This is a genomic window from Ruminococcus gauvreauii (assembly GCF_025151995.1).
In the GTDB taxonomy this organism is placed as follows: domain Bacteria; phylum Bacillota; class Clostridia; order Lachnospirales; family Lachnospiraceae; genus Ruminococcus_G; species Ruminococcus_G gauvreauii.
In genome coordinates, this window is the sequence record NZ_CP102290.1 from 249,497 (window position 1) to 274,229 (window position 24,733).

At 51.5% G+C, this 24,733-nt stretch carries 22 protein-coding genes and 1 other annotated feature; all 22 genes read right to left on the reverse strand.

Annotation, left to right across the window (positions count from 1 at the left end; translation table 11 throughout):
• Nucleotides 1-20 precede the first annotated feature (20 nt).
• Complete coding sequence (locus NQ502_RS01190; RefSeq protein ID WP_044983186.1) at nucleotides 21-689, reverse strand: HD domain-containing protein; 669 nt, start codon at nucleotides 687-689, stop codon at nucleotides 21-23.
• Nucleotides 686-2,524, reverse strand: coding sequence for a DUF6320 domain-containing protein (locus NQ502_RS01195; RefSeq protein WP_028528402.1), 1,839 nt, complete (start codon nucleotides 2,522-2,524; stop codon nucleotides 686-688). Before NQ502_RS01195 ends, NQ502_RS01190 begins: the two co-directional genes overlap by 4 nt.
• Nucleotides 2,451-3,512 (reverse strand): alpha/beta hydrolase, encoded by a 1,062-nt coding sequence (locus tag NQ502_RS01200; protein ID WP_044983187.1) that lies wholly within the window; start codon nucleotides 3,510-3,512, stop codon nucleotides 2,451-2,453. The genes NQ502_RS01195 and NQ502_RS01200 overlap by 74 nt, the downstream gene beginning before the upstream one ends.
• Nucleotides 3,513-3,528: 16 nt before the next feature.
• Nucleotides 3,529-5,028, reverse strand: a complete 1,500-nt coding sequence (glpK, locus tag NQ502_RS01205) for a glycerol kinase GlpK (protein WP_028528403.1) — start codon at nucleotides 5,026-5,028, stop codon at nucleotides 3,529-3,531.
• Between the two features lie 3 nt (nucleotides 5,029-5,031).
• Nucleotides 5,032-5,409, reverse strand: coding sequence for a DUF1667 domain-containing protein (locus NQ502_RS01210; RefSeq protein ID WP_028528404.1), 378 nt, complete (start codon nucleotides 5,407-5,409; stop codon nucleotides 5,032-5,034).
• A complete protein-coding gene (locus tag NQ502_RS01215) occupies nucleotides 5,406-6,401 on the reverse strand; it encodes an NAD(P)/FAD-dependent oxidoreductase (protein WP_028528405.1) in 996 nt (331 codons plus the stop codon). The genes NQ502_RS01210 and NQ502_RS01215 overlap by 4 nt, the downstream gene beginning before the upstream one ends.
• Entirely contained in the window at nucleotides 6,398-7,840 is a 1,443-nt protein-coding gene (locus NQ502_RS01220; protein WP_028528406.1) for an NAD(P)/FAD-dependent oxidoreductase, read from the reverse strand. The genes NQ502_RS01215 and NQ502_RS01220 overlap by 4 nt, the downstream gene beginning before the upstream one ends.
• A gap of 23 nt (nucleotides 7,841-7,863) precedes the next feature.
• Complete coding sequence (locus tag NQ502_RS01225) at nucleotides 7,864-8,895, reverse strand: DUF2804 domain-containing protein (protein ID WP_028528407.1); 1,032 nt, start codon at nucleotides 8,893-8,895, stop codon at nucleotides 7,864-7,866.
• A gap of 4 nt (nucleotides 8,896-8,899) precedes the next feature.
• Nucleotides 8,900-10,108 carry a D-alanyl-D-alanine carboxypeptidase family protein gene (locus NQ502_RS01230; protein ID WP_044983189.1) on the reverse strand — a complete coding sequence of 403 codons (1,209 nt, stop codon included), beginning with the start codon at nucleotides 10,106-10,108 and terminating at the stop codon, nucleotides 8,900-8,902.
• A gap of 146 nt (nucleotides 10,109-10,254) precedes the next feature.
• The gene (gene scpB / locus NQ502_RS01235) at nucleotides 10,255-10,824 is read right to left on the reverse strand and encodes an SMC-Scp complex subunit ScpB (RefSeq protein ID WP_028528408.1); all 570 of its coding nucleotides are present in this window, start codon (nucleotides 10,822-10,824) and stop codon (nucleotides 10,255-10,257) included.
• Nucleotides 10,821-11,576: a segregation and condensation protein A gene (locus NQ502_RS01240; protein WP_028528409.1), complete on the reverse strand. Its 756-nt coding sequence runs from the start codon at nucleotides 11,574-11,576 to the stop codon at nucleotides 10,821-10,823. Before NQ502_RS01240 ends, scpB begins: the two co-directional genes overlap by 4 nt.
• Before the next feature lie 17 nt (nucleotides 11,577-11,593).
• Nucleotides 11,594-12,391, reverse strand: a complete 798-nt coding sequence (locus NQ502_RS01245) for a metallophosphoesterase (RefSeq protein WP_028528410.1) — start codon at nucleotides 12,389-12,391, stop codon at nucleotides 11,594-11,596.
• Between the two features lie 57 nt (nucleotides 12,392-12,448).
• On the reverse strand, nucleotides 12,449-13,684 hold the full coding sequence (locus NQ502_RS01250) for a D-alanyl-D-alanine carboxypeptidase family protein (protein ID WP_044983190.1): 1,236 nt from the start codon (nucleotides 13,682-13,684) through the stop codon (nucleotides 12,449-12,451).
• 135 nt (nucleotides 13,685-13,819) lie between these two features.
• A complete protein-coding gene (locus tag NQ502_RS01255; RefSeq protein WP_028528411.1) occupies nucleotides 13,820-14,401 on the reverse strand; it encodes a putative ABC transporter permease in 582 nt (193 codons plus the stop codon).
• 87 nt (nucleotides 14,402-14,488) lie between these two features.
• On the reverse strand, nucleotides 14,489-14,665 hold the full coding sequence (gene rpsU, locus NQ502_RS01260; protein ID WP_004222305.1) for a 30S ribosomal protein S21: 177 nt from the start codon (nucleotides 14,663-14,665) through the stop codon (nucleotides 14,489-14,491).
• Nucleotides 14,666-14,809: 144 nt separating this feature from the next.
• Nucleotides 14,810-17,449, reverse strand: a complete 2,640-nt coding sequence (alaS, locus tag NQ502_RS01265) for an alanine--tRNA ligase (RefSeq protein ID WP_028528412.1) — start codon at nucleotides 17,447-17,449, stop codon at nucleotides 14,810-14,812.
• A 173-nt stretch (nucleotides 17,450-17,622) separates the two neighbouring features.
• On the reverse strand, nucleotides 17,623-18,846 hold the full coding sequence (tyrS, locus tag NQ502_RS01270) for a tyrosine--tRNA ligase (RefSeq protein WP_028528413.1): 1,224 nt from the start codon (nucleotides 18,844-18,846) through the stop codon (nucleotides 17,623-17,625).
• Nucleotides 18,847-19,231: 385 nt separating this feature from the next.
• Nucleotides 19,232-19,477: a binding site (T-box leader), on the reverse strand.
• An 88-nt stretch (nucleotides 19,478-19,565) separates the two neighbouring features.
• A complete protein-coding gene (gene rnhA, locus NQ502_RS01275; RefSeq protein ID WP_028528997.1) occupies nucleotides 19,566-20,045 on the reverse strand; it encodes a ribonuclease HI in 480 nt (159 codons plus the stop codon).
• A 3-nt stretch (nucleotides 20,046-20,048) separates the two neighbouring features.
• The gene (gene hemL, locus NQ502_RS01280) at nucleotides 20,049-21,332 is read right to left on the reverse strand and encodes a glutamate-1-semialdehyde 2,1-aminomutase (RefSeq protein ID WP_028528996.1); all 1,284 of its coding nucleotides are present in this window, start codon (nucleotides 21,330-21,332) and stop codon (nucleotides 20,049-20,051) included.
• Nucleotides 21,332-22,315: a porphobilinogen synthase gene (hemB, locus tag NQ502_RS01285; RefSeq protein WP_028528995.1), complete on the reverse strand. Its 984-nt coding sequence runs from the start codon at nucleotides 22,313-22,315 to the stop codon at nucleotides 21,332-21,334. The genes hemL and hemB overlap by 1 nt, the downstream gene beginning before the upstream one ends.
• Nucleotides 22,306-23,829 (reverse strand): uroporphyrinogen-III C-methyltransferase, encoded by a 1,524-nt coding sequence (cobA, locus tag NQ502_RS01290; RefSeq protein ID WP_028528994.1) that lies wholly within the window; start codon nucleotides 23,827-23,829, stop codon nucleotides 22,306-22,308. The genes hemB and cobA overlap by 10 nt, the downstream gene beginning before the upstream one ends.
• A gap of 8 nt (nucleotides 23,830-23,837) precedes the next feature.
• Nucleotides 23,838-24,731 (reverse strand): hydroxymethylbilane synthase, encoded by an 894-nt coding sequence (gene hemC, locus NQ502_RS01295; protein ID WP_044983314.1) that lies wholly within the window; start codon nucleotides 24,729-24,731, stop codon nucleotides 23,838-23,840.
• Nucleotides 24,732-24,733 lie beyond the last annotated feature (2 nt).

Below are 24,733 nucleotides of genomic sequence, written 5' to 3' on the forward strand. Positions count from 1 at the left end.
TGAATCTGAAAAATTCACCCTTATACCACCTGCTGTTCGTTAATTATCAGGCGAAATCCCATTCCAAGCGATTCCGCTGCCTTCCGGCAGAGCAGCATGCGCACCATAAAGATCTCAAAGTAATCCATAATCGAACCGTAGTGAAGATCAACCGTCAGTTTCAGTTTAATCAGCGTCCTGTCTTCATTGATCTTAACCACGGACCGTTTGACAGAGTAATTCACCCTGTCATGGATATCGAATGTCGTCTTGTCCTTATTCCTTACACGGCTGCGCCGTACATCTGTTTTATCCGCCAGGATCAGTGCCGCAGCGATCGGATTCACTGCTTCCGCCGTTCCTTCATCGTGATTGCCGATCGCCGTGACGATCGTCGCGATCTCCTGTGCCTCCATTCCCATATGGTCCAGCAGCCTGAAAGCGATAAGCGCCCCGCTCTGGGCATGGTCCGTCCTGTTCACCAGATTACCGATATCGTGAAGAAATCCGGCGATTTTTGCAAGTTCACAGTCTCGTTCGCCAAACCCCAGAGTTTCCAGTATATAGGAAGCTGTCTGCGCAACTTTTGTGACATGGGCAAAGCTGTGTTCGGTAAAGCCAAGTGCAATCAGTGATTCATCCGCTTTCGTGATATATGTCCTGACTGTCTCGTTGTTTTTAATATCCTGGTATTTGATCAAAAGATTCATCCTTTCATGCGGTTAATGTGAAATTTTTTGGCAAGTTCATTAAACAACGCCTCTCTTTGAAAGATCAGAAGCGCCAGCAGGACCAGAAGGCTCGCCCCGCTGCATATCATAGCCGGTATGCGCATTGTAAGGATTCCTGCAGCCAGCAGAAGAAACGGCAGCATGCCCAGCAGACATATCATAAAAAAGTAGATCATATAACGCGGTGACGGAAGCCTGAAGACCGCCGTTACGATCAGCATGGCCACCAGTGCTGCTCCCACCGCGGCCGGAAATCCTATATTGACGGACCAGCCTCGCCACCCCGTCGCCAAATCCCAGATCACCAGTCCGATGGAAATGAGTACCGTCTGCCAGACGATATTTTTCATCATATCCCGCCGCTTGCGCACTGCCACCGTCGTCAGCACCCAGCCGCACAGCAGCGCCCCGAATACATAGAGACTCCATTTAAAATCCGGATTTATGATTCCGTTGAGGACTCCGCAGATCACCGCTGCCGCAACGCAGAAAAAATTGAAACACTTCAGAAGCACGTCCTGCCTGGAGTTTTCCTTTTTCAGATCCGGGAAGCTCTCCCTCTCATCAATCATGCTAACGGGTACTCCAAGAGCCTCCAGCCCCTTAAAAAAGCATGCTTCCACTCTCTGATTCGCGTATGCGGACGTGAAGCTGAATACCATCTTGTCTCCGTAGGAACACATCGCAAGCTCCTGTTTGGGCGTACTGGTAAACACATCGAAGAAATCAATATGTGGCATGCACTCCCTGGGCATATCCACTTTTCCGACATTCGAAAAAATTGCCGTCACCGTGTTTTTGCTGGCAAATGCCCCCACCTGCATGGAATAGAGCTTTAATTCCAGCGGCAGCGCGCGTACAAGCGGATTCATCTCAAAATCCATCAGCCCGTACATGCGGGCCGCGATCTTATCCGGCTGCAGCTCTTTTTTAAACATCTCATCTACGGCTTTGATCACCTCTCCCAGATCATCACTGGATTCTGAAAATGAATAGCCGATATCAATCCATCCAAAAAAGTTGCGCATGGATTCTGACGGATAGTAATTTCTGAGATTCACCGGTATCATTAGGACCACCGGTTTTTTCTTCTGTCTGACCGTCATGTCCTGTGCGATCGCTTTCAGATACAGAGCTGTCAGCAGCACGGTCACTGTCGTCCCCCGTTTTCTCGCTTCCGCAAGCAGTTGTTTCGTGGACACGATTCCCTCCGTCAGCTGCATCTGTCCATAATCCATTTTTCTGCCGTGGAGCTGACAGGCCTTATATTTTTTGATTTTCTGGCGCCTGGTATCGCGGTCGTAGTATTTCCAGAAGCTGTCTTCCTCTTTGTCTTCCTCTGTCTGAATCAGCTGCAGTTTTCCGGCATCATAATCGATCTGACCCGGATACAGCAGAGACAGATAGTGATAGACAAGCGCGCGCAGAAAATGCAGGGCTCCCGTCCCATCCGTGAGCGCGTGATAGGTCTCAAAATTAATTCTGTTTTTATAATACGTCACTTCAAACAGCAGACTCTTCTGGTCTCTGACATAAATCTGACTGCAAGGCCGCTTATACTCCCTGCGGACGATCGCATTCTCCTCCGATTCCTCCAGGTAATTCCAGAAGAAACCCTTTCGCAGCACACACCGGAACATCGAAAATTCCTCGAGCGCCAAATCCAGCGCCTCCTGCAGTGTTTCCCCGATCACCGGCTCTTTCAGCACACAGGCAAACCGAAACACCCGCTCATCTTTTTTACCGCTCGTAGCAGGAAAGATCTTGGCCGTATTCTCCAGACTTCTCCACCGTGTTTTCTTTTCCTGAAACACCGTTATCTACCTCTCTCAAAAAATCGTTGATATATTCATACGTTTCTTTTACCGCCGGATAAAGCGTCGTCAGCAGAAAAAATCCATGGACCGCATCCCTGATCCGGTGCAGGCTGACAGGCACCCCCGCAGCCCGCATCCGCCTGGCATATTCTTCACCCTCATCGCGCAGCGGGTCGTATTCCCCTGTGATCACAAGCGCCGCGGGAAGATCACTGTAATCCTCCGCCTGCAGCGGGGAAAAATATGGACTTAAGCGGTCCTCCTCCCTGCTCTGATAAAGATTCATATAGTCCTGCAGGTTTTTCTGCGTCAGCAGATAATCAAAACCGTTTTCCTTCACGGATGCAAACGGCGTACTGTCCGAATAGTCATTACCGGTACAAGGATAGATCAGTATCTGCCTGTGCACCTTAAAGTCCCCCGTATCCCTGGCTTTCTGGCAGACCGCAGCCGTCAGATTTCCTCCCGCACTGTCGCCGATAATCGTTATGCGCTCCGGTTTCACATGGAGTATGGTCTGGTCCGTAAAGATAGCCTTCGCCACCGCATAACAGTCATCAAACGGCGTGGGGAAACGGTGTTCCGGAGCCAGCCTGTAGTCAACGGAGACGACTACGTGCTGTGTATTTCTGGACATATTCCAGCAGATCCTGTTATACGTCTCCACACTCTCCGTCACAAATCCTCCTCCATGAAAAAACAACAGCACGGGATACGTGTTGTCTACCATTTTTCTCCTGTCAATGTCTTTATGTTTTCTGCAGTAGGCATCAATATCCACCGTATCGAAAGAATCTTCATCCGGAAAATAGATGCGCAGCGGAACCTCCACCCCATTGTTGTATATCTTATCATCGATCGTGCGGTAAAACCGTTTAAACACGTCAATGGACTTCAAATTCATCAGATACCTTGTTCTTCTCAAGTTCATGTCGGCTTCCGGTTCTGACAGCGCCTTCAGCAGCACCTGCAGTGCCTTATTCATGTATTTTCCTCCTGTGTCAGTCCTCTTCTTTCTCCCAATTCCGGGAGCAGCGGACTGCCCGTTTCCAGTTTTTCAGTTTTTTCTTACGTTCCTCTTCCTTCATCTCCGGAATAAACGTGTGTTCCAGCGCCCAGTTTTTCCGAATGTCTTCCCGGTCACTCCAATACCCCACCGCCAGCCCGGCCAGATAAGAAGCCCCGAGTGCAGTCGTCTCGATACAGCGCGGCCTTTCTACCTCTGCATTCAGCAGATCCGACTGAAACTGCATCAGAAAGTCATTTGCACACGCACCGCCGTCCACTTTGATCGTTCTGGTCCGGATACCGGAATCTCTCTGCATCGCCTCAATCACATCTGATACCTGATAGGCAAGAGATTCCACCGTGGCCCGGATCAGATGTGCGCGTCCCGTCCCGCGCGTCAGTCCGACGATGGTTCCGCGGGCATACGGATCCCAGTAAGGAGCGCCAAGCCCGGTAAATGCGGGCACCACATAGACGCCCCCTGTATCCTCCACCGCCCGGCAGTATTCCTCAGACTGCGGTGCGCTGTCCAGTATCTTCAGTTCATCCCGCAGCCACTGAATCGCGGCCCCCGCAACAAACACGCTTCCCTCCAGTGCATACTGCACCGTATCGCCCACGCTTGCCGCCACGGTTGTCAATAGCCCCGACTTTGACCGTACCGCCTGTTCTCCCGTATTCATCAGCAGAAAGCAGCCCGTTCCATACGTGTTTTTAATGTCTCCGGCTTCAAAACAGCACTGTCCGAACAGTGCGGACTGCTGGTCACCCGCAGCCCCCGCGATGGGGATCTCGCCGCCCATCACATTCCTGTCTGTACAGCCATAGACACAGCTGCTCGGCTTTACCTGCGGCAGCATACAGCCCGGGATCCCAAACATCTCCAGAATCTCTTCGTCCCACCGCATCCTGTGAATATCATATAACATCGTCCGCGACGCATTCGTCACATCCGTCACATGCACCTTGCCCTGAGTCAGCTGCCAGATCAGCCAGGTATCAACCGTTCCAAACAGCAGTTCACCGTTCGCCGCCCGCTGCCTTGCACCATCCACATGATCCAGGATCCATGCCAGCTTGCTTCCCGAAAAATACGCATCCGGAATCAGACCGGTGCGTTCCCGGATACAGGCTTCTTTCCCATCCGCTTTTATGGCATCTATCATCTCCGCTGTTCTCCGGCACTGCCACACAATGGCTGGATATACCGGCTTTCCGGTGTTTCTGTCCCAAACGATCGTAGTTTCCCGCTGATTCGTAATACCGATCGCCGCAATATTTCTGGCGTCAATTCCGATTTTTCCCATGGCCTCTGTAGCCACACTCAGCTGTGAGGACCATATTTCCATCGGATCATGCTCCACCCATCCCGGCTTTGGGTAATACTGTGTAAATTCTTTCTGTGCCACACTCCTCATCGTTCCCGCTCTGTCAAATAAAATACAGCGCGAACTTGTCGTGCCCTGGTCCAGGGCCATCATGTACTGTTCCATCTGTCATCCCCCTGTCTCTTTCACGGCTGCATTTCCGGCAGCAATCACATCAACATCTGTCCCTGCCGTACGCCGGATCAGGATATCTCCGATCCTCACCGGTGCCTGCGCCACGGTCTGATGGATTTCCTCCATGCATTTCGGTATCCGTTCCTTTGGGATCTCCCGCGCCGTTTTGACAGGAACCCTTTTCACCGCTCCGCCTGCAACCGGCACCGTGGATGTCACCGTCCTGGAAGGCCGTGTGCATTCCTTTATCCCATATTCTCTGCCATTTTCACATTCGTATCCGCTGATCCCGGATACCTGTCCATTTTCTTCCGCCGTCACCTGCAGCGTACATCCCTTCGGACAGCAGATACATATTAATGTTCTTTTCATATGCCGTGTCCTTTCAGGTAAGCTGCCGCAGCCATCCCGGCCCTTTCCGCCTCACGGCTCACATGATCAGCCAGATCATGGACACGGCGTACATTTCCGCACGCATATACCCCCTCTGCACTGGTACGGCAGTCTTTATCCGTCTTCGGCCCTCGCGTCGTCTCATCCATCCTGGCCCCGAGTTTCTCAGTCAGTTCATTTTCCGGAATCAGCCCCACCGACAGCAGCAGCGTGTCACAGGCAACGTATGTCCCGGTGCCGTTCACCCTCTGTCCGTTCTGATCAATCTCTGCAACCGTTACACCGGAGATCCGCTGTCTGCCGTGTATCTCCGTGACAGTACTGTTAAGCCTGAGCGGTATTTCGAAATCATCCAGGCACTGAACAATATTTCGCTGCAGTCCTCCCGGTCTGTCCTTCATTTCCACCACCATTTTAACATGCGCCCCCTCGAGCGTCATGCGGCGCGCCATGATCAGACCGATGTCTCCCGATCCCAGGATCACGACTTCTCTGCCGGGAATCAGCCCGTCCCGGTTCACAAGCCTCTGTGCCGTACCCGCTGTATAGATGCCGGCGGGCCGGTATCCGGGGATGCCAAGCGATCCGCGCGGACGTTCCCTGCATCCCATTGCCAGGATCACGGCACGCCCTGTGATCCGCTGAAGTCCTTTTCTGCTGCTCATAACCGTCACAATTCGTTCCTGTGTGATATCTGTAACCATACTCTCCAGCTCATATGCGATACCAAGCGTGTCGACCATCTCCACATAACGCGCTGCATATTCGGGCCCGGTCAGCTCTTCATGGAAGGTATGCAGACCAAAACCGCTGTGAATACATTGATTCAAAATACCGCCGAGTTCAGCATCCCGTTCCAGGATTAAAAGGCGATCGATGCCCTCTCGTTTCATGGCAACAGCCGCCGCCATGCCCGCAGGACCGCCTCCGATGATCACTGCATCGTAATGCTTTGGTTCATCCGTTTTCATCGTCCACCCGCCTTCCCGCTGTCTCCATTCAGCAAATACGAAGTACCTCCGGCTTTTGTCACCTGAGAAGGGGTTAGTCCGAGTTCCCTGCAGAGAATCTCCATCACCTTCGGCATACAGAATCCCGACTGGCATCTGCCCATTCCCGTTCTCGTCCGCCGCTTCACACCGTCCAGAGAGCGCGCGCCCGGTTTTCTTCGGATCGCCTCGACGATCTCTCCCTCCGTCACGGTCTCACATCTGCAGATCACATTGCCATACGCCGGATTCTCTTTGATCTTCATGCGGAGTTCTTCTGCACTTGCCTGCGCAGCCGAAAAGATATTTTTCTGAACCGCTGTAAACTCCTGCTTCTCCCGTGCATTCAAATAGGCCGCCGTCATCCCGGCCAGCTCACACCCTATCGCCGGAGCAGCTGACAGCCCCGGTGATTCGATACCCGCAGCGTTGAAAAATCCCGGCGCCCCCTTCGCCTCACCGATCACAAAATCCCCGCCGTCCTCATGTGCCCGAAGTCCTGCAAAGGATGTGATGGTCTCGTGAAGCGGCAGGGCTTTGATACCGTCCATGCTTTTTTTTTGCACCTGTGAAAGTCCCTCCGCCGTCGTGCAGACGGCGTCTCTGTCCGGTACATCCTGCGCTGTCGGCCCCACCAGCAGATTGCCGTGGACGGTGGGCGTGATCAGCACTCCCTTTCCCATCGGACCGGGCATCTGAAAAATCGTGTGCTGCGTATAAGAACCCGCCCGCTTGTCCAACAGGAGGTATTCCCCGCGGCGCGGCGTAATGCGAAGCTGCTCTTCACTCACCATATTGTTGAACACATCCGCATAGATTCCTGCCGCGTTGATCACGCAGCGGGTCCGTATCTTTCCTTTCCCGGTATGCAGGCAGTACCCGTCCTCCTGTTTATCGATTTGTCTGACGGGACAGTCCATCCAGAACTCCACGCCATTGGTGCAGGCATTCTCCGCAAGCCCCGCCGTCAGCCGAAACGGACAGATGATTCCGGCACCCGGCGCCAGCAGCGCTGCCTTTACATCGTCTGCGGCCACAGGGATCATCCTGTGCAGCTCCTCCCCTCTCAGCAGCCGCAGACCAGGCACGCCATTTTTATACCCCTGCTCCATGAGCCTTACAAGCTCTGCTTCGTTCTGACCTTCCCGGCACAGCACAACTGCGCCGTTCCTTCGAAACGGTATATCAAGCTCCTCTGCCAGGACATCCATCTTCCTGTTTCCCAGAACATTCATCCTGGCTTTTAATGTGCCCGGAACGGCATCATAACCTGCATGAACCAGTCCGCTGTTGGCCTTGGACGTGCCTGTACAGATATCTTCCTCTTTATCCAGCACACAGACATGCAGCCTGTACCGCGACAGCTCCCGCGCCGCTGCACACCCCGTCACACCCGCACCTATGATTACGGCATCATACACAGACATATCCTCCTGTTTTGAAATTACCACTTATTATGTACTTTTTCTGCAAATCCCTGCATGTGTTCTACTGGTACCCTGGTTCCGTCGTCAAGCACCGCGGTTCCGTCGAAATGTCCGAACACCTGATGCTGGTCACTTAAGATAATCCCTGCAGAAGTTCGTGCACTCCTGTCCAGAATCGGAGTAAAGGTGAGCGCAAGCCGTCCGTCATCAGACACAATCTTCCACTGCTTCATGTATTCCGTCTGTCCCTCTTCTTCTCCCGGAATCAGGAAGCGGACGCTCTCCAGTTTATGAGCGCGCCCGTCAAAAAACAGCATGTTTTCCGTAGCGCGGCTGTTATCTCCAAAACCGTAACCCAGATTAAAACCAAATACGCGGTCTCCCAACAGCGCCTGCGCCGCGCCCCAGTACCAGGTATTATCATATGGCCATACACCGCGTCCCCAGTCCAGCAGCCCAAAACTGTCCTCCGGCTGAAAATAAAACCTCTGGCTTCCGATTTCCACGATCCCCTTCGCACGCATCCCGATGATCTTCCGGTTATAGTAAAATGCCCTGGGATTCTCCCGGAACGGAACGGCGATCACCATACTGTCCTCCGGTTCCCGGGTCAGATGGATTTTCATACGGATCGGCAGTCCGTCCTTAAAGTTTTTCATCCCTGCAGTCAGAATCCGGCGGTCTTTTTCTTTCACGAATGAAAACTGACATCGGCGGCTGCCAAACCTGACGTCGCCCGCCTCCGAGGAGGACGGCATCCCCGTCCTGCCCATCGGAAGCAGAGTCATCGGGCTTACCGTCGTCTCCCTCTTCTGCTCAAAATCAAGAAACGAAATGCTTACCAGCCCCATATAACTGTTGTCCGCCACCGTGAGCGCAACTCCAAAATGTTCGTTGCAGATCAGATAATAGTCCCATTCTTTGATACGCAGTGTCCCCTGGCGGACTTCAGCCCTCCTGTATTCTTTCACGGGACACGTAGCATAGCCGGCCTCCTGCAGACATCCGTTATCATCCAGAAGTCTTCCCGGCATCAGCCGTTTCTGCATGACCTCACCCCCTCATCAGATACTTTTGTTTTATTATATCAAAACACCAGATAAAATCAATCTTCTTTACACTGTCATCGGCATACACCGGATATGTTTTCAGAACCTCCCCATCCAGAAGATATGACACTTTCCCCACCACTGTCCCGGCTTTGACCGGCGCCTGAAGCGCATCCGGCAGACTTTTCTCTACCTGAACCTCCTCATCTGCACCCAGCAGTACCTTCAGAGACTGCTGCTCCATGTCACAGCGGTAGCTCAGGGGCACCACGGCTTCTTCAGAGAGTCTTCCGCCGTGCTGTCCTTCCAGTACCTCCAGCTGTGCAGCCGGAAGCTCTCGTATCAAAACATCCTGTATGGAATAATGTTCGAGGCCGTAAGTCATCAGCTTCTTCGTATCTGACCATTTATAGCTCTTGTTATTGGGCCACCCGCAGGCGAGAAGTGAGACAATGAATGTTTTGCCATCCTGCTCAAGGGCTCCCACATAACAGTATCCCGCATCTGCCGTAAATCCCGTCTTTCCGCTTAGTGCGCCCTCCATCATCGACAGAAATGCGTTGTGATTATAGCAGTTATAAATGACCGTCTCTTCCATATTCCAGAAAGTATACGACGCCGTCTGTGTGATCGCCAGAAATTCCTCCCGTTTGGGGGACTGCATGATACAATACCTCATGATCCTTGCCAGATCCTGCGCCGTTGTCCCGTGTACTCCCTGTTCATTCTGATCATCCAGACCGTTCGGCGTTATAAAATAGGTGTTTTCACACCCAATCTCCTGAGCCTTCTGATTCATCATACCCGCAAAATCTTCCACACTCCCTGCGATATGTTCCGCTATCATCACAGCGCTGTCATTGTGTGACTCCAGCATCAGGGAATAGAGAAGGTCATTCAGCCTGAACTGGTCTCCTTCATGTACCCCGAGATGTACCTTGGGCTGACCTGCCGCGCGTTTTGTCGCTGTCACCGTATCGTCAGGATTACCGTTCTCAAGAGCCAGGATGCATGTCATAATCTTCGTTGTACTGGCATTGGGCCGTTTTTCCTCCCCGTCTTTTTCATACAGCACCCGCCCGGAATCGGCATCCATCAGACATGCTGAACGGGCATACAGTTCACTGTCCGCCGGCTCTTCCTGTGCATAGACGGCCTGCCCTCCCCAAATGACCGCCAAAAGAACTCCCATCAAAACAATCCTTTTTTTCATGTGATTCACTCATCCGTTTTGTGTATGTCCTCCTTTTATTCTATGAGGAAAAATATAATTTATTATCACCTTCAGGAAATTAAGAAAGGGCCCGGCAAGCCGGACCCTCACGGACATCTTTCACCGATGACGCAATATGCAGTTATCTAAATATTCAGTTTCAGCTGGACCTCCTCTTCTGCCTCTGCTTTAAAGTCTTCCAGCTGTACCGGGCTGATGGACGGCAGTTCCTCTGTCGATTCTACTCCGAAACTCCTCAGAAATTCTTCTGTCGTACCCAGCAGGATCGGACGGCCGGGGGCGTCAAGACGTCCGACCTCCTGTACCAGATTATACTCTACCAGTTTATTGACGGCATGGTCACACTTCACACCGCGGATCTTCTCTATCTCCAGCCGTGTGACCGGCTGTTTGTACGCAATTATGGACAGCGTCTCCAGCATCACATCCGTCAGCACCGCCTTCTTCGGCTGCAGAGCTATCTGTACCAGGTTATCGTAATATTCCTGTTTTGTACACAGCTGATAAGCATTTTCCAGTTCAATGATCTTAATTCCACGGTCTTCCTGCTCGTACCGCAGCATCATGTCGCGAATAAGTTTCTGCGTGGTAGCCGCATCGCATCCGATCGCCTTCGCTATCCTGGAAAGTTCTACAGATTCACCCATGGCAAACAAAATTGCTTCAATGGCAGCTTCCGTATTTTTTATGTTCATGATTCACCAATCCCCACTGTCTCGATCTGTATCTCGTCAAATATATATTCCTGACTGATTCTGATCAGTCCTGTCTTCATCAACTCCAATATCGCCAGAAACGTCACCACAACCTGTGTTTTACTGCACTGCCGTTCCAGCAGTTCACGAAAGGAAAACTTCTTACGGCTGCGCGCAAACGTCTCCACATATGTCATTTTATCAGGCAGGCTTACCTCCTCCTGTTCTATTCTTCCGAATTTGCTTCGAATCGGATCCAGCTTGTCCTCCTGACGCCGCATCACAGACAAAAAGACAGCGTGCAGCTTTTCAAGATTCATATCGCCCACAAGCTCCCTGGTGTCTATCGGAGGCCGGTAGGAAATCACCTCCGCCGGCATCGTATTCTTCCTGTAGATACTCCTGGACGCAGCCGCCATCCGCTCTCTCAGTTCATATGACATATACTTGTACATTTTATATTCAAGCAGCTGCTGTACAAGCTCATCCCGCGGGTCTTCCTCCTCTCCCTCTTCATTGATTTCCTTCGGGAGAAGCATCCGGCATTTGATATCAATCAGCGTGGCCGCCATAACCATGAATTCACTCATGATGTTCAGGTCCTGTCTCTGCATCTGACGGATATAGTCCAGATACTGATTGGTAATCTCCACAATCGGTATGTCGTAAATATCTATTTTATTCTTATCGATCAAATGCAGCAAAAGGTCCAGCGGACCTTCAAACACCTGCAGTTTTACGGGAATCCCCATATGCAAACCTCTGTTCCTTACTTTCTGATGTCTACTACGACAAGTTCTCTTGGATTATGCAGCCGAAAAGGTATCGTGTGATCACCGAGCCCTGAGCTCACAATCATGGTTGTGTCCCCTTCTGTATGGCTTCCATACCCGTACTTCGGAAAAAATGTGAGATCATTTCCGATCAGCGGCCGTCTTTTTCCCATCCGTACGACTCCACCGTGATAATGCCCGGAGAGAATCAGATCGGGCTTCCACCTGACATACGTCGGAAAATATTTTGGATAATGAGCAAGCAGAATATTATACGCATCCTCTGCGGGTGCCGGAAAAACATCCGTTATCTCAGACAGCGGCAGCTCCATATGTGCGAAGCGGTCATAATATTCCCGCTTCAGCTCATACCCGTACAGCGCGACCTTCATGCCTCTGACTGAGAATACACTGCTCTCATTTTCCAGCAGTGTCACATGGTTCTCAGTCAATCCCCTGCGGTACGTATCATACATATCGCCGTACGTCTCCGGATAAATACGTAGGCGATACTCATGGTTCCCGTTTGCCGCATAGACCGGGACCCGGCCGGAAAGATTCCGAATAAATGCCAGCGCGGCATCCATCGGCTGTTCCGGCTTTCCGACGATCAGATCCCCCCCGATCAATACGACATCCGGATGCAGTGCCAGTATCTTTTCTGCCAGTCCCCGGTTCCCCTTACCGTACGATACGTTATGCAGGTCACTCACAAAAACAAGCCGTATGCTGTCCTCCGCCGATACTGCCTTCCTGCTGTGAATCCCATAGTATTTTATCACGCATTTTGTCATGGTTGTTTCATTCCTCTTTTCACATCTTCTCTATACTACAATAAATTTCTGTCAAGTTCAAGTTTTTCCTCCGTTTAAGAACCGCATCCATGCCTGATACAGATAATCCGGATAGGTTGCTTTTTCTATATCCTCCGTAAACACAAGATTGACGCTTCCAATCTCTTTTCCGTCCAGGTAATACACCGCACGGCCGGCGACGTCGCCCTTCTGCACCGGCGCCCTGGCATCCGTCTTAAACTGCGTCTCTTTTTCAATATTTTCAGTATTCACACCTTCTGTATCCAGATACCTGAACTCCTCTTCGTACGCACAGGCTCCCTCTTTCTCTATTGAAAATGCCACAGGCACCTTGGGAAGCTTTTCCTGATTGTCGTCCACATACAGGCTGCAGATACCAAACCCATAGTTCAGCATGGTGGCTGCATCCCGGAACCTCGCCTTCACATCCGGCGCCCCCATCACGACAGATATCAGCGTGATGTCATTTCTGGAAGCCACTGCCGACACACAGTACTTTGCAACGGATGTGCTCCCTGTCTTAAGCCCCACACAGCCGTCATACCCCCTGATCAGCTTGTTTGTGTTTGTCAGCCCGAATTCTTTACTCCCCTGTCTGGTCACATGAGTAATGTTTTCCATCCAGATTGAAGAATATGTAAGAATTTCCGGATGATTCGTGATAAGCTCCTTTGACATGACCGCGACATCGTGGGCTGTCGTATAGTGCCCCGCCGAATCGGTCAGGCCGCAGCAGTCCTCAAAGCGTGTATCTTTCAGTCCCAGTTCCTCCGCCTTCTGATTCATCCTCTTGACGAATTCTTCCTCGCTCCCGGCAATATGCTCTGCCATCACGACCGACGCATCATTCCCCGACGCTATCACAATGCATTTGATCAGCGTCTCCACCGTCTGTTTCTCTCCCTCTTCCAGAAACACCTGCGATCCCCCCATACTCTTTGCATGGGCGCTCGTGACTGCCTCATCCGTGAGCTTTATGGTTCCCTTCTCCAGCTCATCAAAAATCAGCAGCAGCGTCATAATCTTCGTGATGCTGGCCGGGCTTCTCTGCTCGTCTGCATTCTTCTCGTAGAGAACCTGACCGGTAGACGATTCCATTAAAATAACAGAAGGCGCATCTACCGAAACCGCTTCGCCCTCCGGCTGTGTGCCTTCCTCCTGTGTATTCTGCTCTCCTTCTGATGCCGGTTCCGCCCATACGGCGTATGTTCCGGACAACAACTGAATCAGCATCAGCATACAGATCAATATGATCCCAATCTTTTTCCTCATCTTTGTCCCCCCACATCTGTTCCTTCTCTAATGTACGATGCAAAGCGGATAAATATGATTCCGTTGTAATGAAAAAGTTTCCTGTACGCTAAAAAACCGCGGGTCCAGACCCGCGGTTCGTATTGTTTCTAATATTTAACGGATACTCCTGATCATCTCTCTGATTTCCGCAATCCCTTCACTCAGAGATCCCTTCTTCGCCGAATACAGGTGCACCAGAAAATCAAATCCAAACACTATGATCGCAACCGTGCCGACAATCGCACCCGTATTATACGAGTAGCTGTCCACGATCCGAACAACAAATTTCTGCAGGAACGCAAACATCAGAACTGTGTAGAGCCCCCATGCAAGAGTACTCTCCAGACAGATCAATCCATCAAAATTCAGCGGTTTGTCATGGTAGTCCCACCACACAGCCCCGAACATATAACGCATCAGATATCCTGTCACCAGTTCCAGAAGTGTTGCCAGAATACATCCGGCAAAATACAGAGCTATGTAATTTCCATCCAACGGTCTTAAGATAAAGTAGAGCGTCAAAGCCCCAACACCATAAATCGGACAGATCGGACTGCTCATGAATCCCCTGTTCGTCAGCTTGCGGTTACACAGTGACATGTAGATAGATTCTACGATCCACCCCATCAGACTGTATATTAAAAACCAATGAATGATATGATATAAATCGGTTCCGAACATCGGTATCGTCCACATCGTATCTTCTCCCTTCTTCTCTGTTATTTATCTCCCACTCTCTATACTAAAAAATCCCTGACGAAACGTCAAGGATTTTTTGGCACATTAATTATATTTACGTTTTCTGGCAGCTTCCGATTTTTTCTTACGACGAACACTTGGTTTCTCGTAATGCTCTCTTTTACGGATCTCCTGCTGAATTCCAGCCTTTGCGCAACTACGTTTAAATCTGCGTAAAGCGCTGTCCAGAGTTTCGTTCTCTTTTACGATAACGTTTGACATAGACTCACACCTAACCTCCCTCCAGTTGTAGATTGTGCATACACAACTGTTTGGGTATATTTTACTGCACTAATAGTAATTATAACAGATTTTTTCCATACGTCAACTGCTTTTGATCATTTTCAGAAAAAAATTACCTTATATTTACTTTATCTGCTCTTCCACGACAGACACTACAGCTTCGATCGCCTGTGGGATCCTGGATACGTCTTTTCCTCCAGCCTGAGCCATATTCGGACGTCCGCCTCCGCCTCCGCCGACGACAGCGGCCACAGCCTTGATCAGATTACCGGCGTGTGCTCCTTTTTTCATAGCCTCAGGAGTCACCATTGCCATCAGGCTGACTTTGCCGCCGCATGCGGACGCCAGCACAACGACACCTTCGCCCAGCTTCTCTTTCAGCTGATCGCCGAGATCACGCAGTCCGTTCATATCAACGTCGTTCAATGCACTCGCAAGCACCTTGACGCCTTTGACTTCCACAACCTGATCCATGACATCTCCCAGGGATTCCTGAGCCATTTTACTCTTCAGAGACTCGTTTTCACTCTGAAGCGTTTTCATCTCCGTCTGCAGATGTGCGATCTTGTCAAGAATCTCAGCAGAAGAAGTCTTCAATGCCTTCGCGATGGATGATATTTTGTCTTCCAGCTCTTTATAATATGCAAGGACCCCATCGCCTGTCAGTGCCTCGATCCTGCGCACGCCGGCAGCGATTCCCGACTCCGACACGATCTTAAACAGGGAGATGGACGCCGTATTCTTTACGTGCGTACCGCCGCAGAGTTCTTTTGAAAAGTCCCCCATGGTAACCACGCGCACCTCTTCACCGTATTTTTCCCCAAACAGTGCCATTGCCCCTGATTTCTTAGCTTCTTCAATGGTCATGACATTTGTTTCGACAGGGAGATTCGCCTGAATTTCCTGATTCACCAGTTTTTCTGTCTGCTCCAGTTCCTCCGGTGTCATCGCCTGGAAATGCGCAAAGTCAAATCGAAGACGTCCCGGCGTCACAAGTGACCCCTTCTGCTCTACATGAGCGCCCAGTACGGTTTTCAGCGCTTTCTGCAGCAGATGTGTGGCGCTGTGGTTCTTCTCCGTATCGCAGCGCTTCTTATCATCCACCTTCAGCGTTACCGTCTGGCCCGTTTTCAGAATACCGGAAATCATCTCACCGACATGTCCGATCTTCCCGCCGCGCAGGTGAATCGTATCCTCCACCCGGAACTCGCCGTCCGGACTTACGATCACTCCGACATCCCCCTGCTGGCCGCCCATCGTCCCGTAAAACGGGGTCTTTTCCGCGATGATCGTGCCCTTCTGTCCTTCCATCAGGCTGTCCACGATGTCAGTCTCCGTCGTCATCACAGAGATCGCCGAGTCCAGCGCAAGCGTTCCATAGCCGTCAAATTCCGACGTGACAGACGGATCAATGCCGTCGTACACTGTCGCATCCGCACCCATGTAGTTTGTCACTTCCCGGCTCTTTCTCGCACGTTCACGCTGCTCTTCCATTTCCCTGCGGAAACCGTCTTCGTCTACGGCGTATCCCTTTTCCTCCAGGATCTCTTTCGTCAGGTCGACCGGGAAGCCATACGTATCATACAGCTTGAATGCCTGCTGTCCGTCCAGCACCTTTTCACCCTTTTCCTGCATCTCGCGTTCCATATCCGCAAGAATCAAAAGTCCCTGATCGATCGTCTTGTTGAACTGGCTCTCTTCATTTGTCAGCACATTGAAGATAAAGTCTTTCTTTTCTGCAAGCTCCGGATATCCGTCTTTTGAGCCCTCGATCACGGTGGCGCTCAAGGTTGCCAGGAACTGCCCCCTGATGCCGAGCAGACGCCCATGCCTGGCAGCACGTCGGATCAGGCGGCGCAGCACATAGCCTCTGCCCTCATTCGTCGGCATGATACCGTCGGAGATCATGAACGTTGCGGAGCGTATATGGTCGGTGATCAGACGGATGGATACATCATCATCCGCATCCTCTTTGTATTTCTTTCCCGCAATCCCGCAGACTTTTTCACGAAGTGCACAGATGGTATCCACATCAAAGATCGAGTCCACCTCCTGTACGACAACCGCGAGACGTTCCAGCCCCATTCCGGTGTCAATATTCTTATGTTCCAGTGTCACATAATTGCCGTTTCCGTCATTTTCAAACTGTGTAAACACGTTATTCCAAACTTCAATATAACGGTCGCATTCACATCCGACCGTACAGTCAGGACTTCCGCAGCCATACTGTTCACCTCTGTCATAATAGACCTCGGAACACGGTCCGCACGGACCTGCACCGTGTTCCCAGAAATTGTCCTCTTTCCCAAACCGGTAGATCCTCTCCGGAGCGATGCCGATCTCTTTATTCCAGATATCAAACGCTTCATCATCTTCGAGATAGACAGACGGATAGAGACGGTCGGGGTCCAGGCCCACCACCTCCGTCAGAAACTCCCAGGACCATGCCAGGGACTCTTTCTTAAAATAATCGCCGAACGAAAAATTGCCGAGCATCTCGAAAAATGTTCCATGGCGCGCTGTTTTTCCGACATTCTCGATATCACCGGTACGGATACATTTCTGGCACGTTGCCACCCGATTGCACGGCGGGATCTCTGCCCCCGTAAAATATGGCTTGAGCGGCGCCATTCCCGCATTGATGAGCAAAAGGCTCTTATCATTCTGGGGAACCAGAGAAAAACTCTTCATGATCAGATGGCCCTTGCTCTCGAAAAAATCCAGGAACATCTGACGAAGTTCATTTACTCCATATTTCTTCACGTTTCCATTTCCTCCTTTGCCGCACTCGCTGCGGCTTTTAATCTGGGATGCATGAAAGTTTCCTTTCAGGCGTTCCTCCTTTGCCGCACCTGCTGCGGCCTATCTTCAGGGATGCCGGAGTGTTTTCTCCTGACATACTAAATTTTCACAGATAATAATTTTATCACATTTCCCTATTTCAGGCAAACTTTTTTGAATTTCTTCTTTCCCCGCTTAAGCACGACTCCGTCACCCGCGAGAACTTCCTTTGGTATCTCATGGTGAATATCCGTGATCTTTTCACCGTCCACAGAGACTCCGCCCTGTTCAATGGCACGCCTTCCCTCCGAACGGCTTGTGACAAGCTCCGCTTTTACCAGCATGGAGATCACATCGATCGAGCCTTCCGTTAAGTCTTCCTCCGTCAGTTCGGCCACCGGCATATTTTCAGCATTTCCGCTGGAAAAAAGTGCCCTCGCGCCTTCCTGAGCTTTTTTCGCCTCTTCTTCTCCGTGAACCAGTTCTGTGAGTTCATAGGCAAGTATTTCTTTCGCCTGGTTCAGCTGGCTGCCTTCCCACCTGTCCATCTCATCGATCTGTTCGATCGGCAGGAAGGTCAGCATGCGAAGACATTTCAGCACATCCGCATCCCCCACGTTTCTCCAGTACTGATAGAAATCAAATGGTGACGTCTTGTTCGGATCCAGCCATACGGCACCTGACTGTGTCTTGCCCATCTTCTTTCCTTCGGAATTCATCAGCAGGGTGATCGTCATCGCATACGCATCTTTTCCGAGTTTTCTGCGGATTAGCTCCGTACCGCCAAGCATGTTGCTCCACTGATCATCGCCTCCGAACTGCATGTTACAGCCGTATTTCTGGTACAGTGCGTAGAAATCATAGCTCTGCATGATCATGTAGTTAAATTCCAGGAAGCTCAGGCCTTTTTCCATCCGCTGCCTGTAACACTCTGCCGTCAGCATACGGTTCACGGAAAAATGCGGTCCCACTTCGCGCAGAAGCTCCACATAGTTCAGGTCCATCAGCCAGTCCGCATTGTTGACCATGAGCGCCCTGTCCTCCGAAAAGTCAATAAAGCGGCTCATCTGCTGTTTAAAGCAGTCACAGTTATGCTGAATCGTCTCCACCGTCATCATCTGGCGCATGTCACTTCTGCCGGACGGGTCCCCGATCATGCCGGTCCCTCCGCCGAGCAGCGCGATCGGCTTATTGCCCGCCATCTGCAGCCGTTTCATCAGGCACAACGCCATAAAGTGTCCGACATGCAGGCTGTCCGCCGTCGGATCAAATCCGATATAGAATGTTGCCTTCCCATTATTCACAAGCTCACGGATCTCTTCCTCGTCCGTAACCTGAGCGATCAGTCCTCTCGCCTTAAGTTCCTCATAAATCTTCATACCATTATTCTCCTTTCATATTTGTTTTCATCTTCCATATCCGGGATTTTACGGGGAGCTCGAGGGTTCCCCTCTCGAACTCCAATCACGAAGGCGGAATTCACTTCCACCGCAGTGCAGAAATCCCGATTTGTAGGGGCCTTTTGGCCCTTGCACGAGCAAATCGGGATTTCTCCCTTTTGTAACTAATAAAAATGGCATCGCCATTTTTATTAACATAAAAAAGATTGCGCTCTCGCGCAATCTCCGCGCGCGAACGGACTGCAAAGCAGTAGTTTCCTTTCCGCGAGCTGCGCATCTATGCACGAAGTGCATTTTATTACATAGGAGATTCCGAAGAAATTTCCTATGTAATAAAAAACTCCCGTCCATCCTGGATTTCTCCAGAAAGGACGAGAGTTCATTCCCGTGTTACCACCTTTGTTCACATCCGGTTCACACCGTCTGCCTTCATAAGTACTGCTTTCAATACTTTGACATGGATAACGTCTGTCAGCACGTCACAGCCTACTCATATTCGGTGTGAAGCTCAGGGATGTATTCGAATCCTATGTCCGTATGCGCCTTTCACCAGCCGGCAGCTCTCTGTCTACATCGTATAGGTTCTACTTGTTCCCGTCATAGCCTGTATAATTTATTTCATTGATGCCTAGTATACAAACGGAAGTTTCGTTTGTCAAGCCGTTTTCGGTATTTTATATTCTTTAATTGAAAATGGATTAATTTTCTTCCACCGTATCCACCAGCAGGCTGCTGCCGTCCGCCGCCGATGTCGCGAGTTCATCACAGCGTTCATTCTCCGGATGACCGTCGTGTCCTTTCACCCAGTGAAAGGTGACCTGGTGCATTTCCTTCGCCTTCAGCAGCCGTTTCCAGAGGTCTACATTTTTCACAGGCTCATTTTTTCCGCGTTTCCACCCCTTTTTCAGCCAGCTGTCGATCCAGTGCTGATTAAAGGCATCCACGAGATATTTAGAATCCGAATACAGTTCCACCTGACATGGACGGGTCAGCGCTTCCAGCCCGGCGATCGCCGCCATCAGCTCCATCCGGTTGTTCGTCGTTTTTTCATAACCGGCGCTGTATTCCCGTGTATGCAGCTTCCCCTGTCCGTCCGTATAGTGCAGGACACAGCCGTATCCGCCTGGCCCGTCGGGGTTCCCCCTCGCTGAACCATCCGTATAAATTTTCACCAACATGATTTACACTCTGCTTTCCAAATATTGTTTCACCACGTCTAACGTCTGGTCAATGACCTCTTCGGTGTGCGCATTTGAGACAAACATCGCTTCAAACTGGGATGGTCCCAGATGGATTCCATGCTCCAGCATGAATCGGAAATAGCCTGCAAATGCCTCCGTGTCGGACGTCTTTGCTGTCTCATAATTATAGACTTCCTGATCCGTAAAATACATACAGCCAAGCGAAGCCGTATGATTCAGCGGCTGATTCTTACCATAGGTCCGGAGCAGAGCCTTCATGCCTCCGAACAGGCGCTCACCCATCGACGCCATATGACTGTAGATACCGGGGGTTTCTTTCAGTATCTTCAGCTGAGTGAGTCCCGCTGCCATCGCGACCGGATTACCGGAAAGTGTGCCCGCCTGATAGACAGGACCGACAGGGGCCACCTGCTGCATGATATCTCTTCTTCCGCCGTACGCACCGACCGGCATTCCCGCACCGATGATCTTGCCGTACGTCACCAGGTCGGCGGAAATCCCAAAATACTCCTGTGCTCCGCCGAACGCCAGACGGAATCCCGTGATTACCTCGTCAAAGATCAGCAGTGCACCGTGCTCGGTGCAGAGTCTGCGCAGCTCCCTCAGAAATTCTGCTTTCGGCAGAACCACACCCATGTTGGCAGCGACCGCCTCCACGATCACAGCTGCAACCTGACCATCAAACTCCGCAAATATGGCTTTCACACTGTCGATATCATTATAGACCGCCGTCAGCGTATCCTGTGTACATCCCGCAGGGACCCCTGCACTGTCCGGGATTCCCGCCGTCATCACACCGGAACCGGCTTTCACCAGCATGGCATCACAGTGTCCGTGATAGCAGCCTGCAAATTTTATAATCTTGTTTTTTCTGGTGTATCCCCTCGCAACCCGGATGGCACTCATCACTGCCTCGGTACCGGAGTTCACCATGCGCACCATGTCGACGGACGGCACATTCCCGCAGATATATTCCGCCATCTCCACTTCGATCTCAGTAGCTGCCCCGAAGCTCAATCCGTCCATCGCCGTCTTCGTCACCGCTTCCAGAACCGCGGGGTGATTATGTCCCAGGATCATCGGTCCCCAGGAACCGATGTAATCAATATAGCGGTTGTCATCCACATCTGTCACGTATGGTCCTTTGGCCTGCCTGATAAAACGCGGCGTCATGCCGACAGAGCCATAAGCACGCACCGGGCTGTTGACACCTCCCGGAATGTACTGCACCGCTTCCTGAAACAGCGTCTCTGATCTTGTCATCACCCGATTCTCCCTTCATCCATACATTTTGCCAGCTCTTTCGCGTAATATGTCAGGTAGATCTGCGCCCCTGCGCGGTAGGCGCTCACTGCCATCTCGCACATGATGCGCTCTTCATCGATCCAGTCCATCTTCGCTGCAGCCTTCACCATCGCATACTCTCCGCTCACGCTGTACGCCGCCACCGGTACGTTGGTCGCCTCTTTTACCCGCGTAACGAGATCCAGATAAGACATCGCAGGTTTTACCATAATAATATCAGCACCCTCTTCCACATCCATCAGTGCCTCTTTGATGCCTTCCCGCGAATTGTGGGGATCCATCTGGTAAGATTTCCGATCGCCAAACGACGGTGCGGAGCCTGCCGCGTCACGGAAGGGTCCGTAAAATGCGGATGCATATTTTACCGCGTACGACATGATCGGGATTTCCTTGTATCCGTTTTTATCGAGAAGACGGCGGATGGCGGCAACTCTGCCGTCCATCATATCGGAAGGCGCTACCATATCAGCTCCCGCCTGCACATGAGACAGTGCAGTCTTGCTCAGGAGCTCCAGAGTGCCGTCATTTTCCACATCGTGGCCGCACAGCACGCCGCAGTGCCCGTGCGACGTATATTCACACATACAGACGTCGGTGATGTAATAGAGGTCCGGGAACTGTTTTCTCGCCTCGCGAAGCGCGCGCTGTACGATTCCGTCCTGGGCATACGCCTGGCTTCCCACCTCATCTTTATGCTCCGGTATCCCAAACAGCATGACACTCGATACTCCGGCCTTTGAAAGGCGTTCCAGTTCATACGGCAGCCGGTCCACACTGTAGCGGTACTGTCCCTCCATGGACGGGATCTCTTCTTCAATGTTTTCCCCGTCGATCGCAAACAGCGGATAGATCAGAGACGACTTATCCATTCTCGTCTCACGCACCATCCTTCTGACGGTCTCTCCTCCGCGAAGTCTTCTCGGTCTCTTTATCAGTTCCATGTTCCTCTCTCCTTTTTATACATCCTGATTACAAGTTCCACAACACTGTCAATGGTGGCTCTTTCCGCCATGTATGTCTTCATACCGTAAGCGTCTGCCGCCGCTTTCGTCTGTTTTCCGATACAGGCGGCCGTCACTTTCGTATAATCCAGTCCCGGTGTCGCCTCCACAAATCCGCGAACCGTCGACGCGCTCGTAAATACGGCACAGTCGATCTCCTGCCTCATGAATTTTCCTGTCTCGTCCACAACCAACTGCTGTGTATACGCCGTATCATACGTGGCAACGTCGTCTACCCTCAGATCCTTCCTGACGCTCAGAGCCTCTATGATCTCCTGATTCCCGATCGCCGCGCGCGGAATCAAAATGCCCGCACCCTTCTCACACGTCCCGGCCATCAGTTCCCCGAGCGACTTTCCGTCATAGATTTCCGGAACAAGATCGGCGAATAATCCATGGTTTTTCAATTCTTTTTTCGTGCCTTCACCGATCGCTGCGATCTTCACGCCGGCCATTTTACGGATATCGACAGAACACCTCTCCATCTCTTCAAAGAACACGCGCACACCGGTCGGACTTGTAAAGGCGATCCACTGGTATTCCTGCAGTCTTTGAAGGCTGTCATGCAGCCCTTCGTTCTCTTCGATCGCCGAGGTTGTGATTGCCGGAAGTTCCAGCACCTCCGCCCCCTGCACCCTCAGCTTTTCGGCCATTTTTGATATCAGGTCGCGCGGTCTTGTCACCAGTATCTTCCTGCCTGCAAGCGGCAGTTTTTCATACCACGCAAAACGTTCGGAGAGTTCGCACACCTTCCCGACGACGATAATAGCGGGCGTCTCGATGCCCTGACGCTTTACTTCTTCCTCCAGCGTGGAAACGGTCGCAACAATCCTTTTCTGTCCGGCCGTCGTCCCTTTCTGAAGAATCGCTGCCGGCATCGACGCATCCATCCCTGATTCCATCAGATTTCTGCAGATATCCGGCAGCGCAGTCACTCCCATCAGGAATACAAGCGTACCCTGTGTCTCGACGAGCGCCCTGAAATTAATATTATACTCTTCCCCTGCTCTCTTATGGCCGGTGATAATATGCATGGAAGAACAGTAATCGCGGTGCGTCACCGGGATCCCGTTATACGCGGGTACTGCCATCGGCGATGTCACGCCGGGCACCACCTCATAGGGAATGTTCTCATCGCTCAAAAGCTCCAGCTCCTCGCCGCCCCGTCCAAACAGAAACGGATCCCCGCCCTTCAGGCGCACAACACGATACCCCTTCTTCGCCTCCTCAAGCAGGACCTGATTGATCTGCTCCTGGGGCATCGTATGGTTACCTGCGCGTTTCCCGACATCGATCGTCCGCGCACTGTCCGGTATCATGGCAAGAACACCGTCGCCCACGAGGCTGTCATATACCACGACTTCCGCCTGTTTCAGTACTTTCTGTCCCTTTAATGTAAATAATCCGATATCTCCGGGGCCGGCACCCACCAGCCAAACTTTTCCTGTCTGCATGTCTTACCCTACCCTTCCAGCTTTTCTTTTAATTCTCTGGCAAGCTCTTCGCCGAGCAATTCGGCATCCTCTGCGGATCCCTCTCTGCTGCCTTTTATGTATTCCCCCGTCTCCTCTTTATAATAGAGTCCCGTCAGGCGAATCATCCTGTCTTCAATGACCGCATGTGCCGCCACCGGCGAGGAACACCCTCCATCCAGGTACCGCACAAACGCACGTTCTGCTAATGCCGCATACGTTCCGTCCAGATCTGAAAATCCTTCCAGAAACGAGTAATCCTCACCTGCTCTGCCCTGAAGCGCAAGGATCCCCTGTCCCGCCGAAGGAATGATCTCTTCCGGTTCAAAATATCTGCTGATTCTACCCGCGAGTCCGAGCCGTTTAAGGCCTGCCGCAGCGAGCACAAGCGCAGAATACTCCCCGCTGTCCAGTTTTGCCAGGCGGGTAATCACATTTCCTCGCACACTTTTGAACTCTGCCTGCGGAAACAGTTCCCGAAGCTGCAGAATTCTTCTCAGGCTGGAACAGCCGACAGGTTTTGAGAAATCGATTTCTTCTGCCCCCTGCGGCAATACGAGAACATCTCTCGGGTCTTCCCTCTTCGAAAATGCAACGACCGGAAGTTCATCCGGAACTTCCATCGGCATATCCTTAAGGCTGTGTACGGAGAGGTCGCTGCGCCTGTCCAGCAGAGCTTTGTCCAGCTCCTTGACAAACAACCCTTTTCCTCCCACCTTATCGAGCGTCCGGTCCAGAATGATATCGCCGGTCGTCTTCATCGTCAACAGCGAAACTTCTGTTTCCGGGCACGTTTCTTTTATATATGAGATCACCATCTCGCTTTGAATCACCGCGAGTTTGCTCTCCCGGCTGCCAACACAAAATTTTTCCGGTGCTGCCATAG

Coding starts and splice junctions, on each gene's coding strand:
- NQ502_RS01190 (WP_044983186.1), bottom strand. CDS start 689: ATGAATCTTTTGATCAAATACCAGGATATTAAAAACAACGAGACAGTC.
- NQ502_RS01200 (WP_044983187.1), bottom strand. CDS start 3,512: ATGAATAAGGCACTGCAGGTGCTGCTGAAGGCGCTGTCAGAACCGGAA.
- glpK (WP_028528403.1), bottom strand. CDS start 5,028: ATGGAACAGTACATGATGGCCCTGGACCAGGGCACGACAAGTTCGCGC.
- NQ502_RS01210 (WP_028528404.1), bottom strand. CDS start 5,409: ATGAAAAGAACATTAATATGTATCTGCTGTCCGAAGGGATGTACGCTG.
- NQ502_RS01215 (WP_028528405.1), bottom strand. CDS start 6,401: ATGAAAACGGATGAACCAAAGCATTACGATGCAGTGATCATCGGAGGC.
- NQ502_RS01225 (WP_028528407.1), bottom strand. CDS start 8,895: ATGCAGAAACGGCTGATGCCGGGAAGACTTCTGGATGATAACGGATGT.
- NQ502_RS01230 (WP_044983189.1), bottom strand. CDS start 10,108: ATGAAAAAAAGGATTGTTTTGATGGGAGTTCTTTTGGCGGTCATTTGG.
- scpB (WP_028528408.1), bottom strand. CDS start 10,824: ATGAACATAAAAAATACGGAAGCTGCCATTGAAGCAATTTTGTTTGCC.
- NQ502_RS01240 (WP_028528409.1), bottom strand. CDS start 11,576: ATGGGGATTCCCGTAAAACTGCAGGTGTTTGAAGGTCCGCTGGACCTT.
- NQ502_RS01245 (WP_028528410.1), bottom strand. CDS start 12,391: ATGACAAAATGCGTGATAAAATACTATGGGATTCACAGCAGGAAGGCA.
- NQ502_RS01250 (WP_044983190.1), bottom strand. CDS start 13,684: ATGAGGAAAAAGATTGGGATCATATTGATCTGTATGCTGATGCTGATT.
- NQ502_RS01255 (WP_028528411.1), bottom strand. CDS start 14,401: ATGTGGACGATACCGATGTTCGGAACCGATTTATATCATATCATTCAT.
- rpsU (WP_004222305.1), bottom strand. CDS start 14,665: ATGTCAAACGTTATCGTAAAAGAGAACGAAACTCTGGACAGCGCTTTA.
- tyrS (WP_028528413.1), bottom strand. CDS start 18,846: ATGAAGATTTATGAGGAACTTAAGGCGAGAGGACTGATCGCTCAGGTT.
- rnhA (WP_028528997.1), bottom strand. CDS start 20,045: ATGTTGGTGAAAATTTATACGGATGGTTCAGCGAGGGGGAACCCCGAC.
- hemL (WP_028528996.1), bottom strand. CDS start 21,332: ATGACAAGATCAGAGACGCTGTTTCAGGAAGCGGTGCAGTACATTCCG.
- hemB (WP_028528995.1), bottom strand. CDS start 22,315: ATGGAACTGATAAAGAGACCGAGAAGACTTCGCGGAGGAGAGACCGTC.
- cobA (WP_028528994.1), bottom strand. CDS start 23,829: ATGCAGACAGGAAAAGTTTGGCTGGTGGGTGCCGGCCCCGGAGATATC.
- hemC (WP_044983314.1), bottom strand. CDS start 24,731: ATGGCAGCACCGGAAAAATTTTGTGTTGGCAGCCGGGAGAGCAAACTC.